At 61.9% G+C, this 18,524-nt stretch carries 20 protein-coding genes; 14 read left to right on the forward strand and 6 right to left on the reverse strand.

Going from position 1 to position 18,524, the window contains the following annotated elements:
* Nucleotides 1-18: 18 nt before the first annotated feature.
* Both F2P44_RS15260 and F2P44_RS15265 read right to left on the reverse strand, forming a co-directional pair.
* Nucleotides 19-801 carry a spermine/spermidine synthase domain-containing protein gene (locus F2P44_RS15260; RefSeq protein WP_167087821.1) on the reverse strand — a complete coding sequence of 261 codons (783 nt, stop codon included), beginning with the start codon at nt 799-801 and terminating at the stop codon, nt 19-21.
* 319 nt (nt 802-1,120) lie between these two features.
* A complete protein-coding gene (locus F2P44_RS15265) occupies nt 1,121-1,654 on the reverse strand; it encodes a glycine zipper 2TM domain-containing protein (protein WP_167087823.1) in 534 nt (177 codons plus the stop codon).
* 412 nt (nt 1,655-2,066) lie between these two features.
* On the opposite strand from F2P44_RS15265, the gene F2P44_RS15270 reads away from it, so the two are divergent.
* From F2P44_RS15270 to F2P44_RS15295, 6 genes are all read left to right on the forward strand, one after another.
* Nucleotides 2,067-2,465: a barstar family protein gene (locus F2P44_RS15270; protein WP_167087825.1), complete on the forward strand. Its 399-nt coding sequence runs from the start codon at nt 2,067-2,069 to the stop codon at nt 2,463-2,465.
* A 113-nt stretch (nt 2,466-2,578) separates the two neighbouring features.
* Nucleotides 2,579-3,196, forward strand: coding sequence for a phosphoribosylglycinamide formyltransferase (gene purN, locus F2P44_RS15275; RefSeq protein ID WP_167087827.1), 618 nt, complete (start codon nt 2,579-2,581; stop codon nt 3,194-3,196).
* A 12-nt stretch (nt 3,197-3,208) separates the two neighbouring features.
* Nucleotides 3,209-4,525, forward strand: a complete 1,317-nt coding sequence (locus F2P44_RS15280) for an RsmB/NOP family class I SAM-dependent RNA methyltransferase (RefSeq protein WP_167087829.1) — start codon at nt 3,209-3,211, stop codon at nt 4,523-4,525.
* A gap of 17 nt (nt 4,526-4,542) precedes the next feature.
* Nucleotides 4,543-5,856 (forward strand): mechanosensitive ion channel family protein, encoded by a 1,314-nt coding sequence (locus tag F2P44_RS15285; protein ID WP_167087831.1) that lies wholly within the window; start codon nt 4,543-4,545, stop codon nt 5,854-5,856.
* Nucleotides 5,857-5,971: 115 nt separating this feature from the next.
* Complete coding sequence (locus F2P44_RS15290) at nt 5,972-7,183, forward strand: DesA family fatty acid desaturase (RefSeq protein ID WP_167087832.1); 1,212 nt, start codon at nt 5,972-5,974, stop codon at nt 7,181-7,183.
* 203 nt (nt 7,184-7,386) lie between these two features.
* Nucleotides 7,387-7,875: a low molecular weight protein-tyrosine-phosphatase gene (locus F2P44_RS15295; RefSeq protein WP_167087833.1), complete on the forward strand. Its 489-nt coding sequence runs from the start codon at nt 7,387-7,389 to the stop codon at nt 7,873-7,875.
* Between the two features lie 73 nt (nt 7,876-7,948).
* On the opposite strand, the gene rpmG is transcribed toward F2P44_RS15295, so the two are convergent.
* From rpmG to radC, 3 genes are all read right to left on the reverse strand, one after another.
* The gene (gene rpmG / locus F2P44_RS15300; RefSeq protein WP_197422130.1) at nt 7,949-8,119 is read right to left on the reverse strand and encodes a 50S ribosomal protein L33; all 171 of its coding nucleotides are present in this window, start codon (nt 8,117-8,119) and stop codon (nt 7,949-7,951) included.
* A 10-nt stretch (nt 8,120-8,129) separates the two neighbouring features.
* A complete protein-coding gene (gene rpmB / locus F2P44_RS15305; protein WP_054264245.1) occupies nt 8,130-8,366 on the reverse strand; it encodes a 50S ribosomal protein L28 in 237 nt (78 codons plus the stop codon).
* A gap of 135 nt (nt 8,367-8,501) precedes the next feature.
* Nucleotides 8,502-9,176: a RadC family protein gene (gene radC / locus F2P44_RS15310; protein WP_167087835.1), complete on the reverse strand. Its 675-nt coding sequence runs from the start codon at nt 9,174-9,176 to the stop codon at nt 8,502-8,504.
* A 214-nt stretch (nt 9,177-9,390) separates the two neighbouring features.
* Here radC and F2P44_RS15315 point away from each other — a divergent pair, with 214 nt between their 5' ends.
* From F2P44_RS15315 to F2P44_RS15345, 7 genes are all read left to right on the forward strand, one after another.
* Complete coding sequence (locus tag F2P44_RS15315; protein ID WP_167087837.1) at nt 9,391-11,073, forward strand: SH3 domain-containing protein; 1,683 nt, start codon at nt 9,391-9,393, stop codon at nt 11,071-11,073.
* 101 nt (nt 11,074-11,174) lie between these two features.
* Nucleotides 11,175-11,630, forward strand: coding sequence for an FKBP-type peptidyl-prolyl cis-trans isomerase (locus F2P44_RS15320; protein WP_167087839.1), 456 nt, complete (start codon nt 11,175-11,177; stop codon nt 11,628-11,630).
* Nucleotides 11,631-11,677: 47 nt separating this feature from the next.
* Complete coding sequence (ispH, locus tag F2P44_RS15325; RefSeq protein ID WP_187363330.1) at nt 11,678-12,625, forward strand: 4-hydroxy-3-methylbut-2-enyl diphosphate reductase; 948 nt, start codon at nt 11,678-11,680, stop codon at nt 12,623-12,625.
* A gap of 284 nt (nt 12,626-12,909) precedes the next feature.
* Nucleotides 12,910-13,839: a branched-chain amino acid ABC transporter permease gene (locus tag F2P44_RS15330; protein WP_167087841.1), complete on the forward strand. Its 930-nt coding sequence runs from the start codon at nt 12,910-12,912 to the stop codon at nt 13,837-13,839.
* Between the two features lie 21 nt (nt 13,840-13,860).
* Nucleotides 13,861-15,069 carry an ABC transporter permease subunit gene (locus F2P44_RS15335; protein WP_167087843.1) on the forward strand — a complete coding sequence of 403 codons (1,209 nt, stop codon included), beginning with the start codon at nt 13,861-13,863 and terminating at the stop codon, nt 15,067-15,069.
* Nucleotides 15,070-15,090: 21 nt separating this feature from the next.
* Nucleotides 15,091-15,864: an ABC transporter ATP-binding protein gene (locus F2P44_RS15340; protein WP_167087845.1), complete on the forward strand. Its 774-nt coding sequence runs from the start codon at nt 15,091-15,093 to the stop codon at nt 15,862-15,864.
* Nucleotides 15,861-16,586, forward strand: a complete 726-nt coding sequence (locus F2P44_RS15345) for an ABC transporter ATP-binding protein (protein ID WP_167087847.1) — start codon at nt 15,861-15,863, stop codon at nt 16,584-16,586. The genes F2P44_RS15340 and F2P44_RS15345 overlap by 4 nt, the downstream gene beginning before the upstream one ends.
* Nucleotides 16,587-16,685: 99 nt before the next feature.
* On the opposite strand, the gene phaP is transcribed toward F2P44_RS15345, so the two are convergent.
* A complete protein-coding gene (gene phaP, locus F2P44_RS15350) occupies nt 16,686-17,252 on the reverse strand; it encodes a TIGR01841 family phasin (protein ID WP_167087849.1) in 567 nt (188 codons plus the stop codon).
* Nucleotides 17,253-17,618: 366 nt separating this feature from the next.
* Between phaP and F2P44_RS15355 the strand changes: the two genes are divergently transcribed.
* Nucleotides 17,619-18,524: a DMT family transporter gene (locus F2P44_RS15355; protein ID WP_167087851.1), complete on the forward strand. Its 906-nt coding sequence runs from the start codon at nt 17,619-17,621 to the stop codon at nt 18,522-18,524.

An 18,524-nucleotide genomic window follows, 5' to 3' on the forward strand; every position in this document is an offset into this window, starting at 1 on the left:
TCCCTTGGGCACTGCAAATTACTTAGCCGCCAGCATGCCCTTGACCCAGGATTTGGCCGGCAATTTGGTCGCCGTCACGATTTGTGCGGCACGCGCAGCGAGCGCTTCCGGATCGATGACGGGGCGTTGTTTGAAGCACAGGGCGACGACGTTGCCGTCGTGGACTTCCGGCAGGCAGATCACATGGCCAAAGGCGAATTTCATCGCCTTGATATTGCGCGCAAAGCTGGGATGGTCGCCGAACAGGTTGACTGTCATCATGCCGCCGTCGCGCAGGCAAGCGTTGCAGGCCTGGTAGAACTCGGGCGTGTCGAGCACCGGGCCGCGCGCGGTGGCGTCGTACAGGTCGCATTGCAGCACGTCGAAGGCATCCGCGTTGACGGGATCGTTGACGAAGTCGAGCGCATCCATTTCCAGCACGCGCAGGCGCTCGTCCTCGGGCGGCATCTTGAACATCGAGGCGCAGATCGCGATGACGGAGGGATTGAGTTCGACCGCCGTCACGCTCGCCTCGGGGAAAGTGCGGTAGCAGTATTTGGTCAGCGTGGCGGTGCCCAGGCCGAGCTGGGCGATGGCGCGCGGGGCCTCGATGAACAGCATCCAGGCCATCATTTGCTGCGCGTATTCGAGCTCGGGCCAGTCGGGCTTGCGGATGCGCATGGCGCCCTGCACCCATTCGGTACCGAAGTGCAGGTAACGCACGCCATCCTGCTCGGATAAGGTCACGGGCGCAAATTTTGGCTTACGGGCTGGACGGCGCGAGGATTCGGCCTGTTCGATGGATTTTCTTTTGATGAGCATAGGACGCCTGATTCGATCGCCCATTATCGATGGAGGGCTTACCGGAGTGCAAGCGAAATGCGGGAATGGATGGCATGGCGCTGCCGTGGGAGGCGTTGCCCTCGCGCCAAGGCGGACCTGGGCGGGGGAAACGTTTCCGGAAGGAGGGGCTGGCGTTCACTTGGGCCCCCGCCGAGTGCCGTCTTGGCGCGGGGGCGACGCTTATCCGGGTTTCGCCGGCGCGGGGGCGACGCTTATCCGGGGCACGCCGACGCGGGGCGACGGTTACCTGGGCCCGCCGGCGCCTGGTGCGGGAAGCGGCGCCCTCAGCCGCTGCGGATTACTGGCCGTGTTCCGGCTCCACGGACACCCGCAGGCGGATGCGCTGGCCCGGATCGCGGTCCATCAGGCTGGTGTAGGTCTGGCCGCGGTAATCGTAGGTGACATCGTAGCCGGTGGTGCGCGACTCGTAGGCGTCGACCATGCGGCACTGGCGCACGGCTTGTTCTTGCGGATACTGCGGCTGGCTCTGCACCGCGCGGCCATTGTTGTCGACCCGGTCGCCCACGACCGCGCCGGCAATCGCGCCGGCCGCCGTGGCCACCGCGCGGCCGCTGCCGCCGCCGACCTGGTTGCCCAGCAGCGCGCCGGCGATGCCGCCGATGATGGCGCCGCCCGCGCTGCGTTCCTGCTGCTGCTGTTGCGCCGGCACTTGCACGTACTCGGTGCGGCATTCTTCGCGCGGCTGGCGGACCTGCTCCACCCGCGGCTGGACACGGATGACGCGGCCGTAATCGGCGAATTCGCTCGCCTGGGCGAACGGCAGGGCGCAGATGCCCAATGCCGTCACGATCAGTTTGGTGTGCATGTTCATGGGATACCTCGTATGTAGGGTAAGACACTATAAACGGCTCTGAGTTCCGACACTGAGAACCACCACTGCATGGTATTCCTGTCGGAGCGCGAAGTGAAATCCGCATGGCAACAATTTGTAACAGCGAAGAACACCCGCCGCCCCAGGTCGCAGAATGGCCGGGCATTCTTCCCGCGGGGCTTATAAATTAGAGGGTTTATACAGAATTCGATCTGATTTATTACAAATATTGTGGTTCAAATCACATTCGGGTTGATTCAGTAACCACAAAACGTTACCCTTATACGATTAGGGGGTATATTGGCGGGTGGCAACGGTAGCAGGAGATCGGCGTTTTCCCCGGTAAACGCGACGCATCGGCAACAATAGAATAGAAATGCACCCGACCACACCAGGACGACTTGAGGGAAAAATGAGTTTGTTGATTACAGTGCCGCCCAATCTTGTGCAGTCCATCCGTGCCTTCCGTGTAGTGGAACTGCAAGAAGAAGCAGTCCTACTGGGACAGCATTTCCTGTACGCGCATTGCGCCGATACCCTGACCAAGCAGCAGGTGTGCGGCCGCATTGCCGAGAATTTTTACTTTCCCAAGCCTTGCGGCAAGAATTTCGATGCCCTGCGCGAGTGCCTGACCGATACCATCGGCAAGGCCGGCCCGCAGCCGGGCTTTATCGTCGTGCTCGAACAATTGCCGAATACGCAGAAATTCGACAAGGAAGCACGCGAAACCCTGCTTGACGTGTTCCGCGACGCGGCCGACTACTGGGCCGAGAAAAAAGTGCCCTTCCGCGTGTTCTACTCCTTCGAGTAAGCCAGCGCCGGCACGGTTGCGCGCCTGGCCTTCCGTCGCGGCTTCGTGCTGCGCTGCAACAATTGTACCCCGGTTTATTGGTCCGGCCAGCCGCTCAGGGTACAATGCGCGCTATGAAAAACATTGTGATCCTCATTTCCGGGCGCGGCAGCAACATGGAAGCCGTCGTCCATGCTGCTCGGGAAGAGCAGTGGCCGGCGCGCATCGCGGCCGTCATCAGCAACAAGGCGGATGCCAAAGGCCTCGAATTTGCCCAGTCGCACGGCATCCCGACCGCCGTGGTCGCCAACAAGGAATTCGCCACGCGCGAAGCGTTCGATGCCGCCCTGCGCGACACCATCGACCGCTTTGCGCCTGACCTGGTGGTGCTGGCCGGTTTCATGCGCATCCTCACGCCAGGCTTTGTCGCCCATTACGACGGGCGCATGCTCAATATTCATCCCTCGCTGCTGCCGCTGTTTCCCGGCCTGCACACCCACCAGCAGGCGCTCGACGCCGGCGTGGCCAGGCACGGCGCCACGGTGCATTTCGTCACTGCCGAACTCGATCACGGCCCGGCCGTGCTCAAGGCGGAAGTCGAGGTGCTGCCGGGCGATACCGCCGACACCCTGGCCGCGCGCGTGCTGGTGCAGGAACACACGCTCTATCCGCGCGCGATCCGCCTGTTCGTCGAGGACCGGCTCAGCATCGACAACGGCGACGTTCGCATCGCCGAACCAACAAATAATTAACCAAGGAATACCATGAGATTGCCACCAGCGATACTCGCCAATACCGAAGAAGTATTGCGCGAGATCTTGCGTTTTTCGGCGCCCGCCGACTCCACTTTGTCGCGCTACTTCAAAGACCACCCGCGCTTGGGTTCGCGCGAGCGCGGCGCCGTGGCGGAAGGCATTTACGCCATCCTGCGCAATAAATCCTTCTTTACCGACTTCGCCGAAGCGGGCGCCAGCCCGACCATGCGCCGCCTGACCATCCTCGGCCTGGCCGAAGCGGTGGGCGTCGATTCGCTGGGCGGCCTGACTGAGGAAGAAACCGAATTCCTGAACCGCATCCAGGAAATCGACCGCAACCTGATGCCGCCGCAAATGCGCTCGAACCTGCCGAAGTGGCTGTTCGACAAGTTCGTGGCCCAGTATGGCGAAGCCGAAACGCTGGCCCTGTCGCACGCCCTGAACCAGCCGGCCCCGCTCGACCTGCGCGTCAATTCGATCAAGGCCACGCGCGATGAAGTCGTCGCCGGCCTGGCCGAAGCGCCGATCGAAGCGATGCCGATGCCGTACGCGCCGCTCGGCCTGCGCGTGCTGAAAAAGCCAACCCTGCAAAACCTGCCGCTGTTTAAGAGCGGCGCGATCGAGGTGCAGGACGAGGGCAGCCAGGTACTGTCCCAGATCGTCGGCGCCAAGCGCGGCGAGATGGTGGTCGATTTCTGCGCCGGCGCAGGCGGCAAGACCCTGGCGCTGGGTGCGCTGATGCGCAACACCGGCCGTCTGTACGCCTTCGATATTTCCGAAAAGCGTCTCGCCAAGCTCAAGCCGCGCCTGGCGCGCAGCGGCCTGTCGAACGTGCATCCGGTGCAGATCGCGCACGAACGCGATGCCAAGATCAAGCGCCTGGCCGGCAAGATCGACCGCGTGCTGGTCGACGCGCCATGCTCGGGCCTGGGTACCCTGCGCCGCAATCCGGACGTGAAATGGCGCCAGAAGGTGGAAGCCGTCGCTGAAATGCAGGAAAAGCAAGCCTCGATCCTGGACGGCGCGGCGCGCCTGCTCAAGGGTGGCGGCCGCCTGGTGTACGCCACCTGCAGCCTGCTGGACGAAGAGAACGACTTCATCGTCGAGCAATTCCTGGCGGCCCATCCGGAATTCGACCTGGTGCCGATGAGCAAAGTGCTGGCTGAGCAAAAGATCGACCTGGACATGGGCGACTACCTCAAGCTGCTGCCGCACAAGCACCACACCGACGGCTTCTTCGCCGCCGTGATGGAGCGCAAGCCAATGGCGCCGAAGCCACCGAAAGACAAGCCGGCTGACGAGATCGACGCCGACGCCGACGAATAACCCGCCCAGCGAGCCCCATGCCCTTATCGAACGTGCTGTCCGACCTGATCGAGGATTTCGACAAACCCAGCTTCCTGTACCAAGCTGGGGCCATCGTTGTTTGTATCGTATTGGGATGGGGGCTGGGTTACGCGATCCGGCGTGCCTGGCTGCGCGGCCGCTCCGGGAACGGGGTGGTGCAGATAGGGGTGGAGAGTTTCTCCTATGTGCTCAGCCCGCTGGCCGTGGTGGGCTTCCTGGGGCTGGCCAAATTGCTGTTCGTGGCAGAACGCTACAATGTGCACCTGCTGCGCCTGGCGCTGCCGCTGTTCGCGTCGCTGGCGGTGATCCGCCTGGCGTTTTACCTGATGCGGCGCGTGTTTGCGCGTCACGGCCCGGTCGGCGCCGCCATTCTCACCTTCGAAAAAATCTTCGCCATGCTGGTCTGGCTGGCGGTGGCCCTGTACATCGCCGGGCTCTGGCCGGATGTGTTCGAGTTCCTCGACGATACCAAGCTGCCGCTCGGCAAAAACAAGGTATCGATGGCGGCGATCCTGCAAGCCATCGTCTCGGTGGTGGTGCTGCTGATGCTGGCGCTGTGGGCTGGCGCGTCGCTGGAAGAGCGCTTGATGGGCGTGCAAGGCATCCATACCTCGTCGCGCGCGGTGATCGGGCGCATGAGCCGCGCCGTGCTGATCATTATTGCCGTGCTCGGCAGCCTGACCCTGGTCGGCATCGACCTGACCGTGCTGTCGGTATTCGGCGGCGCGCTCGGCGTCGGCCTGGGTCTCGGTATGCAAAAAATTGCCAGCAACTATGTGTCGGGCTTTGTCATCTTGCTCGAACGCAGCCTTGCCATCGGCGATATGATTTCGGTCGATAAATTCACCGGCAAAGTTACCCATATCAATACCCGCTACACCATCCTGCAAGGGCTCGATGGGGTCGAGACGGTGTTGCCAAATGAAATGCTCATTTCCGGGCCGGTACAGAACCAGTCGCTGTCGAACCGCTCGATCCGGGTGGCGACCACGCTCAGCGTGGCCTACGGCAGCGACCTCGATGTGCTGATCCCGCTGCTCGAACAGCAGCCGCACGGGGTCGAGCGCGTGCTCGACGATCCGGCGCCGGGGGTGTCGCTGACCAAGTTCGGCGCCGACGGCTACGACCTGGAAGTGGGCTTCTGGATCAGCGATCCGGAAAATGGCCGTGGCGGTGTTTTGTCTGAAGTAAACAGAAAGATTTACGCCCTGGTCCAGTCGGGCCAGATCAAGCTGGCGTATCCTTCGCGCGACACTCGACTGCTCGATGCCCAGATGGTGTCCGTGCTGGCCGGTATTTCTCGTCCGTAATTGAAATGATTGGTGACAATCGTACCGTGCGGTACGGTATCGTCGTAAAATGGCTCACTCGATCATTTCCATGCGGCATGGTCTGGATGGCAACGAACACCATTTTGGAGCGGTAATGAATTTGTTAAGCACCACCTTGAACGCTGTGCTCGATTTTATGACGACGGGCCTGGTTGGCCTGTCCGGCTGGGAAGTCGTGATTTATACGCTGATCGTGACGCATATCACGATTGCCAGCGTCACCATCTATTTACACCGCCACCAGGCGCACCGCGCGCTGGACCTGCATCCGATTCCAAGTCATTTTTTCCGTTTCTGGCTGTGGCTGACCACCGGCCAGGTGACCAAGGAGTGGGCCGCGATTCACCGCAAGCACCACGCCAAATGCGACACCGTCGAAGATCCGCACAGCCCGGTCACGCGCGGCATCCGCAAGGTCTTGTTTGAAGGCGCCGAGCTGTATCGCGCCGAATCGAAGAACCTGGAAACCATGGAGAAGTATGGCCACGGCACGCCGACCGACTGGATCGAACGCAATCTGTATACCCGTTTCAGCTGGCAGGGTGTGGCTTCCCTGCTGGTGATCAATTTCACACTGTTCGGCGTGATCGGCGTGACCATCTGGGCGATCCAGATGGCGTGGATTCCGATCACCGCGGCCGGCATCATCAACGGCATTGGCCACTACTGGGGTTATCGCAATTACGACTGCTCCGACGCGGCCACCAATATCATCCCGTTCGGCATCCTGATCGGCGGCGAAGAGTTGCATAACAATCACCACACCTTTGCCACGTCGGCCAAGCTGTCCTCGAAATGGTATGAATTCGATATTGGCTGGTTCTATATTCGCGTGCTGGAAACCCTGGGCCTGGCCAAGGTGAAGAAAGTGGCGCCGAAGCCGGCTTTTGAACATGGCAAGATGGTCGCCGACCTCGATACCTTGCAGTCGGTGATCGCCAACCGGTATGACGTGATGGCGAAATATGCCAAATCGGTCAAGCAGGCCTGGCGCGACGAGTTCGAGCACCTCAAGCACAAGGCCGAGCTGGAAGCGCGCTTCCTGAAGTCCTCGCGCAAGCTGCTGCAGCGCGAGCCGGGCAAGCTGGAAGATCCGCAGAAACAGCAATTGGTTGAGTTGTTCCAGCACAGCAAGGCACTGGAAACGATGCACCAGATGCGGGTGGAACTGGGCGCGATCTGGGAGCGTTCGCATTTCACGCGCGACCAGTTGCTGCAGCAGTTGCAGGACTGGTGCACCCGTGCCGAAGCGTCGGGTATCAAATCGCTGCAGGAATTCTCGCTGCGCTTGCGCAGCTACGCATAGCACGCAACGTCTTTCTTTAGCCTCAAACTCAAAAACCGTCATTCCCGCGCAGGGCTAGGCGCCCCCACGGGAATCCAAGGCCTCTCAGATACGCGGAGGAAATTGGATTCCCGCCGACGCGGGAATGACGGTTTTGAGGTTGACGGTTCGCTTGCCGGCGGCAAGCCCGGCCTGTTTGTAATCATTCATCGTCGGACAAGCCCATGACCAAAAAAATCGCCATCCTGTTCATCTGCATGGCCAATTACTGCCGCTCGCCCACCGCCGAAGGCGTGTTTCGCAGCCGTGCCGCCGCCGCCGGCCTCGAACCCTTCCTGCTGATCGATTCGGCCGCCACCTCCAATTACCGCATCGGTTCCGCGCCCGACCCGCGTTCGAGCGAGCACGCCGCCCGCCGCGGCATCGACCTGAGCGGCCAGCGCGCGCGCCAGGTGACGCCGGCCGATTTCGAGAACTTCGACCATATCTACGCCATGGACCGCCACAACCTGGCCATGCTCGAAAGCGCCTGCCCGCCGCGCTTCCATCACAAACTCGGCCTGCTGATGGACTTTGCCACCCGCTCGGACGCGGACGTGGTGCCCGATCCGTACGGCGGCGATATCGATGGTTTCGAACTGGTCCTCGACTATATCGAAGACGCGTCGGACGGCTTGATTGCCAGCCTGCGCGAGCGCATCGCCAGGGACTGAACGGGACCCATCATACAAAAGAGCCGCGCACTTGCGTGGGCGGCTCTTTCGGTACTGAAATCGGGATCGCGGATTACTTGATCTTGGTTTCTTTGTACATCACGTGCTTGCGTGCTTTAGGATCGAACTTCATGATCTCCATTTTAGCAGGCATCGTGCGCTTGTTTTTATCGGTAGTGTAGAAGTGACCCGTACCTGCGGTCGATTCCAGCTTGATTTTGTCGCGGCCAGTTTTTGCCATGATAGCTCCCTAATTAAACTTTTTCGCCACGGGCACGCATGTCGACCAGCACGGCATCGATGCCGACTTTGTCGATTACGCGCAGACCGGCGTTGGACAGGCGCAGGGAGACCCAGCGGTTTTCCGATTCCACAAAAATACGACGGTTTTGCAGGTTAGGCAAAAAACGACGCTTCGTTTTGTTGTTAGCGTGGGAGACGTTGTTACCAACCATCGGGCCCTTGCCAGTTACTTGGCAAACACGTGCCATAGCGCACTCCTTGAATATATCCAAAATTGGAAAAACAAGAGTATAGCGTGAAAAGCGAAGCCAAATCAATGACTTGTGAAAAACAATTGTGTCTTGTGATTTGTTGAATTTAACAATTGGCGAGTGCGGTGCCGCTCACATCTGCCCATGCTCCGCGAACGAATGCACATACGGCCCCGCCACCACGAAATGATCGAGCACCCGCACATCGATCAGCGCCAGGGCCTGTACCAGCGCGCGGGTCAGCAGCAGATCGGCCTCGCTGGGGTCGGGCGTGCCCGATGGGTGGTTGTGCGCCAGCACAATACTGGCCGCGTTGCGCGCCAGCGCCGCTTTCACCACCTCGCGCGGATGCACGCTGGTATGGGTCAGGGTGCCGCGAAACATTTCGTCGCAGGCGATCAAGCGATTTTTGACGTCCAGAAACAACACGAGGAAGGATTCATGCCGCTGGCGGCCCAGCTGCATGCGCAGGTATTGGCGCACCGCCTCCGGCGAGCCCAGGATCGGGCCGCTCTCGAGGCGCTCGCCGATGGCGCGCTGCGCCAGTTCCATCACCGCCTGCAATTGCGCGAACTTGGCCGGTCCCAGCCCGTGCACCGTCGAGAACTGCACCAAGCTGGCGTCGAACAAGCCATTGATCGAACCGAAACGCAGCAGCAGGTCGCGTCCCAGTTCGACCGCGCTCTTTCCGCGCACGCCCACGCGCAGGAACACGGCCAGCAATTCCGGATCGGACAGGGCCGACGCTCCCTCGCTGATGAGCCGTTCGCGCGGCCGCTGCTGTTCGGGCCAATCCTTGATCCCCATCGCGCCTCCAGTTTGATGTGAATGAGCAACATGATTGATGTGGCAGGAATTACAATAGATGCCGTCAATACCGTGTCCGGCGCGTTGCCGCGCTGGCGCATGACACGCCATTATCGGCGTGCTATCGCGAACGGTACTGATCCCGGCGTGACAAGCGGCGGGAACCATCCGGCGGGTGCGTCGCCGGAAACCCTTTACCAGACAGGAAAGCGTGATGCGAACATGGGCAATGTGGGCAATCGCCCTGCTTGCGGGGACTGCGCAGGCAGGGGCCGATTCACCGAAACGCTGGGTGAGCGCGGACGATGTGCGCCTGCGCGCCCACCCCGGCGCGGATGGCAAGGTGAGGGCGGTCTTGATGCGCGGCACCGAGATGAATCTCGACGGCAGCGCCCGCACCAATGGCTTTTGCGCAGCATCCGGCGCGGGCACAGCGGGTTATGTGGCGTGCGACTTCCTCAGCGCCAAGCCGGTGGCGCGCTCCCAGGCCGGCGTGGATGGGGTCGATGGCGCCCAGCGCTGGGTGAGCGGCAGCGCGCTGACCTTGCGCGAGGCGCCGCTGCCGACCTCCGCCGCCGTGACGCGCTTGCCGCTCAACACCGTGGTCAAGCTGGTGCGTGAAGATGGCGCCAGCGGCTACTGCGAAGTGCGCTCCGTGACCGGCGCGGTCGGCTATACCGCGTGCCGCTACCTGGCGCGCACGCCGGTGATCCTGGCCAATGTGCAGGGCTACCGGCACGACGACAGCGCCCCCATGCCCGCCGATTACGATCCTGAACGCGTGTTCTGGCTGCAACCGAGCTGGAGTGCATTGGAGCAGTACGCAGATTTCCTCAAGAAACGTTATCCAAAGCTTCCCCAGCAGGGGCCTTTCCCGCGCAACGAGGCGCTGGAGCGGATGAAGGCCCACCTGGCCCTCGGCACGCATGGCCGCAAGCCGGCCCCCTATGCAAGCTGGTCCTCCATGCAGCGCCTCGCCTTGCAATACGGCGCAGTGGACAAGGAAACCCGCCGTTTGCAGGCGCAAGGCAAGATCGATGCGCCAGGATTACTCACGCGTGAGCAAGAAGCCCGGCAGATTGCCGCCGACCTCAGCGATTCGCTCGGCCTCTGGGGCGAGCTGCACAATGCCAGCGAGAGCGAGGGCGCGCGCCGCATCGCAGCCGTGGTCGGGGCGCTGGCGTTTACCGAGGTCCAGCCTTCCCTATTCCGCACCGACGAGCAAATAGCGCCGCCCAAGGCGACCGCCGAGCAAGCCAGCGGCCGTTTCGGCATCGTGTTCCGGCAACTGGTCAACCCGCGCCCCAAGCCGGCGCAGCTGGGGGAAGACGACAATTCGCCGGGCTTGTACGATATGCTCAGCCGCACCGATGCCCTGGTGCGTTCGGTGCAGCGCGTCCAGCTGAACCGCGACGGCCAATTGCGCGTCACGCCGAGCGTGCTGCGCAAGACCGACACCTTGTGGCGCTATGCCGACGAACCCGAATGCTGGGGCTGGACGCCCGGCTTCGCCTTTGGCGACGCCGACGCCGGCCCCTGGCGCTTCTTCGGCAATGAAGCCGCCGCTACCAGGAAAACCGCCCTCAATCCACCCGGCAGCCTGTTCGCTTTCTACACCACCCTGGACCTGCCGCCCGGCTCAGCGGCGCGCAGGGAGGCGGCCATGACGCTCGACCGTGGCAAAACGGGCTTTATCCGCGGCACCCATTTGTATTACGACATCGACGCCGACGGCATTGCCGACCTGGCCGTGTGGGAAGGGGAGGGCAAGGGCCCCGGCCATCTGGACGGCCCCACTCTCACCGACGACCGCTGGTACCGCCTGGTGCTGGTCAACATCAATGGCAGCTGGAAAGTGCTCGGCAGCGACAACTTCGCCTACGGCTGCGGCTGCTGAACAGGCGGCGCTTGTCGCCCGCCCGCAATCAAATGCGGGCAGGCGAGGCCATTCGGCCCAGCGTGGCTTACAATGGCGCTTTGCACGCCTCGATGACTACCATGTCCACTACTTCCCCCGCCGTCGTCACCGAATCGGCTTACCTGACCCTGCATTACCGCCTGGCCACCGCTGACGGTACCGACCTGATCACGACCTTCGCCGGCAACCCGGCCACCCTGATGATGGGCAGCGGCCAGCTCGCGCCCTTCCTCGAAACCTGCCTGATGGGCTTGCCGGAGGGCACGCACGAAACCTTCCAGCTGGCCCCGGCGCAAGCGTTCGGCGAGCGCAACCCGGAACTGGTGCGCGATGTCTCGCGCGCCACCCTGGACGAGAACTCGGCCCCCGGCGCCGACTATAAAGTGGGCGACCTGGTCGACTTCGCCGCGCCCGGCGGCGGCCGCTTTGCCGGTGTGCTGCGCCAGTTCGGCGACGGTGTGGTGACATTCGACTTCAACCATCCGCTGGCGGGCCAGTCCTTGCAATTCGAAGTTCGGCTGATTTCCGTACTTTAATTGGTGTTGTATATATAACTGTTGCATAAATAATACAGAGGTTCATCATGGACAGCGAAATTCTCCTGGCCCAGCCGCGCGGTTTTTGCGCCGGCGTCGACCGCGCGATCGAAATCGTCGAGCGCGCCCTGCAACAATTCGGTGCGCCTATCTATGTGCGCCACGAAATCGTGCACAACGCCTACGTGGTCGAGGACTTGCGCAGCAAGGGCGCGATTTTCATCGAGGAACTCGATGATGTCCCGCCCGGCAACACCCTGGTGTTTTCGGCCCACGGCGTGTCGAAAGCGGTGCGTGCCGAAGCCGAAGCGCGCGGCCTGACCATTTTTGATGCGACCTGTCCGCTGGTCACCAAGGTGCACGTCGAGGTGGCCAAGATGCGGCGCCAGGGCTGCGAAATCGTCATGATCGGCCACGACGGCCATCCGGAAGTCGAAGGCACCATGGGCCAGACGGAAGAGGGCATGCACCTGGTCGAAACGGTGGCCGACGTGGCCAACCTGGAAGTCAAGACCCCTGACCAGCTCGCCTACGTCTCGCAAACCACCTTGTCGGTCGACGACACGGCCGACATCATCGCCGCGCTCAAGGAAAAATTCCCGAACATCATCGAGCCGAAGAAGGGCGACATTTGCTACGCCACCACCAACCGCCAGGAAGCCGTCAAGTTCATGGCGCCCCAGGTGGACGTGGTGATCGTCGTCGGCAGTCCCAACAGCTCGAACTCGAACCGCTTGCGCGAAGTGGCCGAAAAGAAGGGCACGCCGGCCTATATGGTCGACAATGCCTCCCAGATCGATCCGCAATGGCTGGTCGGCAAGCTGCGGATCGGCGTCACGGCCGGCGCCTCGGCCCCCGAAGTGCTGGTCCAGGCCGTCATCGACCGCCTCAAGGAACTCGGCGCGCGCAGCGTGCGCGCGCTCGATGGCGTGGAAGAGCATGTAACCTTCCCCCTGCCCAAGGGGCTCGACGGCGTCAAAGCCGGGCTTGCATAACCCAGGGCATGGCCGTTTGTCAAAATTAAATTCGGAACACGTGTGATTTTCCGATATTAGTTTTTTCCAAACCTCGTTATGATGACGACGCTCGGAATGCTTGTCATCAGGACGGCATGCGCGTTCCGGTGACGCGCGGCGGCAGCAGAGACATGAAAAATCGTCATCCCGCATGGCCAGGGGAGGCGGCGTTTGTGAATTAGCGGCATGAGGCCAGGAGCGGCACTGCGGGGGTTTCCCCGGGTGCCGTTTTTGTTAGATCGAAATGAAATGAGGCGAACATCATGGATATCTTTATCCAACAAATTCTCAATGGCCTTGTGCTCGGCAGTATGTACGCCCTGATCGCACTGGGTTACACCATGGTCTACGGGGTGCTCAACCTGATTAACTTCGCCCATGGCGACGTGCTGATGATCGGCGCCATGGTCGGCCTGTCCATCCTGAAATTGCTGGCCTGGGCCGTGCCTGGCTTGCCCGGCTATGCCAACCTGGCCATCGCCATCATCGGTGCCATTCCGGCCTGCATGCTGGTCAATGTCCTCATCGAGCGGGTCGCTTACCGCCGCCTGCGCAACGCGCCCCGCCTCGCTCCCCTGATTACCGCCATCGGCGTCTCGATCCTGCTGAACGCGTTTGCGATGAAAACCTGGGGCTTGAACCCGCTGCCGTTTCCGCAACTGCTTTCGAGCGAGCCGATCCACATCGCCGGCGCCGTGATTTCCCAGACCCAGGTCCTGCTGCTGGCCCTGGCCCTGCTGTGCATGGGCGCGCTGGTGATGCTGGTCGAGAAAACCAAACTGGGCCGCGCGATGCGCGCCACCGCCGAAAACCCCCGGGTGGCCGGCCTGATGGGCGTGGACGCCAACAAGGTCATCGTGGCCACCTTCGCCATCGGCGCGGCGCTGGCCGCGGTCGCCGGCGTGATGTGGGGCGCCAACTATTCGTCGATCCAGTTCGCCATGGGATTCCTGCCGGGCTTGAAAGCCTTTTCGGCGGCGGTGTTGGGCGGCATCGGCAATATTTACGGCGCCATGATCGGCGGCATCCTGCTCGGCTTGATCGAAGCGCTGGGCGCCGGCTATATCGGCGACCTGACCGGCGGTTTTCTCGGCAGCCACTACCAGGATATCTTTGCCTTCGTGGTCTTGATTATCGTGCTCACGATCCGGCCATCCGGCATCATGGGCGAACGCGTCGCCGACCGCGCCTGACCGGGTACAGAAAGGAATATCATGGCTCTTCTCTCCTTCGATCTCGACGCCCATCCGCGCCAGGCCCGCATCAACATGGGCGTGCTGCTGGTGGTGTTGCTGGCCTTCCCCTTTATCGCCCAGAATTTCGGTAACTCGTGGGTGCGCATGGTCGACATCGCCCTGCTGTACATCATGCTGGCGCTGGGCCTGAACATCGTGGTCGGCTTCGCCGGCCTGCTCGACCTCGGCTACATTGCCTTCTTTGCCGTCGGCGCCTACGTCACCGGCCTGTTGGCCTCGCCGCAATTTGCCGTGCTGCTCGAATCGGTGGTCAACGAATACCCGCGCCTGGGCGAATGGCTGGTCACGCTGATGGGACCGCAAATCCGGGAAAGCGGGATTCACCTGTCGCTGTGGGTAATCGTGCCGATCGCGGCGGCCACGGCCGGCTTCTTCGGTGCCCTGCTGGGCGCGCCGACACTCAAGCTGCGCGGCGACTACCTGGCCATCGTGACCCTGGGTTTCGGCGAGATCGTCCGCATTTTCATGAATAACCTGAATGCGCCGCTCAATTTCACCAATGGCTCGCAGGGCATCAACCTGATCGATCCGATCCGCATTTTCGGGGTGTCCCTGTCCGGCGAGGCCGGGTCGGGCGCGAATGTGATCGTCGGCGGCTTCAGCATGCCGTCGGTGAACGCGCACTACTTCCTGTTCCTGGCCGTGTGCATCGGCATCGTGTTCGTCACCGGGCGCTTGCAGCATTCGCGCCTGGGGCGCGCCTGGGTGGCGATCCGCGAAGATGAAATCGCCGCCAAGGCCATGGGCATCAACACCCGTAACGTCAAATTGCTGGCCTTTACCATGGGCGCCTCGTTCGGCGGCGTGGCCGGCGCCCTGTACGCCTCGTTCGAGGGCTTTGTTTCGCCGGAATCGTTTTCGCTGACCGAATCGATCGCCGTGCTGGCGATGGTGGTGCTCGGCGGCATCGGCCACATTCCGGGCGTGATCCTGGGCGGCTTGCTGCTGGCGACCTTGCCGCACCTCCTGCGCTACGTGGTCGAACCGCTCCAGATGGCCGTGTTCGGCGTGGTGCTGCTCGAAGCGGAAGTGACCCGGATGGCCCTGTATGGCCTGGCGCTGGTGGGGATCATGCTCAGCAAGCCGGCCGGCCTGTGGCCCTCGCCCAAGCACGAAGACCGGCCCGAGGCCGCCGAGACCAACCAAGCCGGCGAGCTGCCGGCGTAATGGCCGCGTGAGGATATCCAGATGAGCGAACAAGTCATTCTCAATATTTCCGGCGTGAACAAGCGCTTTGGCGGTTTGCAAGCGCTGACCAACGTCGGTATCAAGATCATGCGCGGCCAGATTTACGGCCTGATCGGGCCGAACGGCGCCGGCAAGACCACCTTTTTCAACGTCATTACCGGGCTCTACCAGCCTGATACGGGCACTTTCGAGCTGGCCGGCAAACCGTACTCGCCATCGGCCCCGCATGCGGTGGCCAAGGCCGGGATTGCCCGTACCTTCCAGAACATCCGCCTGTTCGGCGAGATGACGGCGCTGGAAAATGTGATGGTGGGCTGCCATGTGCGCACCCATCAGGGCGTGTTCGGCGCCGTGTTCCGGCACAAGGCGGCGCGCCTGGAAGAGGCGGCGATCCGCGCCCGGGCGCAAGAGCTGCTCGACTTCGTGGGGATCGGCGCGTACGCCAAGCGCACCTCGAAATTCCTGTCCTATGGCGACCAGCGCCGCCTTGAAATCGCGCGCGCGCTGGCGACCGATCCGCAACTGCTGGCGCTGGACGAACCGGCGGCCGGCATGAATGCGACCGAAAAGCTGGCCTTGCGCGAGTTGCTGGTGAAAATCAAGCAGGAAGGCAAGACCGTGCTGCTGATCGAGCACGACGTCAAGCTGATGATGGGCTTGTGCGACCGCATCACCGTGCTCGAATACGGCAAACCCATCGCGGAAGGCTTACCGGCCGACATACAGAAAAATCCGGCAGTGATCGAAGCCTACCTGGGAGGTGCTCACGCATGAGCGACAACATTCTGAAAATCCAGGGATTGAAGGTGGCGTATGGCGGCATCAAGGCCGTCAAGGGCATCGACCTGGAAGTGAACAAGGGTGAGCTGGTGACCCTGATCGGTGCCAATGGCGCCGGCAAGACCACCACGCTGAAAGCCATCACCGGCACCTTGCCCGACTGCAAGGTCGAAGGCGTGATCAGCTACATGGGCCAGCCGCTCAAGGGCAGCAAGTCGTTCGAGCTGGTGCGGCAGAAGCTGGCCATGGTGCCGGAAGGGCGCGGCGTGTTCACGCGCATGTCGATCCACGAAAACCTGCTGATGGGCGCCTACACGCGCGACGACAAGGCCGGCATCGAGGCCGACGTGGAGAAGTGGTTCTCGGTGTTTCCGCGCTTGAAGGAGCGCGCGGCGCAGATGGCGGGCACCTTGTCGGGCGGCGAGCAGCAGATGCTGGCGATGGCGCGCGCCTTGATGAGCCACCCGAAGTTGCTGTTGCTCGACGAGCCATCGATGGGCCTGGCGCCGATCATGGTGGAAAAGATCTTTGAAGTGATCCGCGACGTGCACAAGCAGGGCATTACCGTGCTGTTAGTGGAACAGAACGCGAAACTGGCGCTGGAAGCGGCCAACCGCGGTTATGTGATGGATTCGGGCGCGATCATCATGGGGGGCAATGCGCAGGACATGCTGCATGATCCGCGCGTGAAGGCGGCGTATCTGGGCGAAGAGTAAAACCGGACCGCTTCTCGTCGCGGCGCCCGCGCGCGCTGACGACGGCAACAAAAAACCCCGCAGCGCGGGGTTTTTTTACTGCGGCACTACACAAGCAAATTAACGCTTGGTCGTACGTGCAGCAACGTTCTGTGCAGCCTGGGTGAACTGCGATACGGCTGCGTTCACATTGGTTTCCATGGCTTCTTTAGCTTGCTTGGCAGTCTTGGTCAGCTGCTCGTAGCCGGCGTTGGCATTGCCGATCGATGCCTTGATCACGGCAACGACGTTTTCCGAACCGGCCGGTGCATTTTTGCTCACTTCGTCAACCAGCGAAATCACCTTGCGGTTGGTTTCGGCGATCTGGAACTCGGCTGCCTTGCTGAACTCGGCCTGGGTGCCGGTCGCGATGGCGGCCAGCTGGCGGCTGTACGACAGGGCTTTTTCAGCATTCGGCTGGGCCTGGGCGGCGCTCAGCGCGAAAAATTCTTGTGGATCCTTGGCCGACAGCAGCTGCTTGGTGGCGATCGACGACTCTTCCAGCGTTGCCTTGGCAGCGGTGATGTTCAGCTCGACCAGCTTTTCAATGCTTTCAAACGCTTTCGCCGTCAGCGACGAGTACAGCGCGAACTGCGATTCAAAGTTAGCTTTGGTGGCGTTCGAAAACTGCTCAGGGATTGCAAACATATATATTCTCCAAATAATAATTAATCGTATTGTTGATAAATGCTGCGTTGAACCGGTGAGGCAGGAAAATCTGTCAAGCCAAGGCTGAACAAGTGGATTGTGCAGCGCAACAAAGCCCATTTTAATGATTTCCTGAGCAGTGTCAAGCGAATCTTGTGCAGTGCACAAATGGGTGCTGACGGGAAGAAACGATGTGGCGGGACGGCGCGCATGGCCCCCTGGGCATGCCCGCGATCACCATCGTGTCATAGACAAACTGGGCCTTGATAACATGGCAAGGCCGGCCATGCTAGACTCGCTGTTCGCGCTGTCCAACCTGTTGATGCGGCGTCTTGACGTTTTGGCGTCGAGCGCGACCCTTGATATATGTCAAACGAAACTAAAAAAAATGGTGCGCCGCGCCACAGTGCAACCTGGCTCTCGCCCATGCCGGTGTTCTTCGTCTTATTGTGGAGTACGGGATTCATTGTCGCGAAGTTCGGTTTGCCGTACGCGCCGCCGCTGACCTTCCTGCTGCTGCGCTGCGTCGCCGTCCTAGTGGTGCTCCTGCCCATCGTCCTGATCTGGAAAGCGCCGTGGCCCAGGGGCAGCATCGGCCATATCGCCGTGGCCGGGCTGCTGTTGCAGGCCGGCTATCTGGGCGGCGTCTGGTGCGCCATCAAGCTCGGCATGCCGGCCGGGCTCACCGCCCTGATTGTCGGCATGCAACCCATCCTCACCGCCGCTTGCGCTCCCCTGATCGGCGAAACGGTGCGTCCGCGCCAGTGGCTGGGCCTGCTGTTCGGCCTGACCGGCGTGGCCCTGGTGGTGTATGCCAAGATCACCCTGGTCGGCCTGTCGGGGCTGGCGATCGGTTTCAGCGTCATGGCGCTGCTCTCGATCACCGCCGGGACGATGTACCAGAAGCATTTCTGCCCGCGCTTCGATTTGCGCACCGGCACCGTGATCCAGTTCGCGTCCACGGTGGCGGTGCTGCTGCCGGTGGCCGTGATGTTTGAGGGACTCGATCCAGCGCTCAGCAGCATCACATGGACGCCGCGTTTCGTCGGGGCGTGGATGTGGTCGGTGTTTGCGCTGTCGATCGGGGCAATTTTCCTGCTGTTTCAGTTAATCCGCCGCAGCGATGCGACCCAGGTGACCAGCTTGCTGTACCTGACGCCGCCAACCACGGCCATCATGGCCTGGCTGATGTTCGGCGAAGCCTTCAGCTGGCTGGGCGTGGCCGGGATGGTGGTGGCGGTCATCGGTGTGGTGTGTGTCGTTAAAAAATAG

The sequence above is a fragment of the Massilia frigida genome, assembly GCF_011682175.1.
In the GTDB taxonomy this organism is placed as follows: Bacteria; Pseudomonadota; Gammaproteobacteria; order Burkholderiales; family Burkholderiaceae_D; genus Telluria_A; species Telluria_A frigida.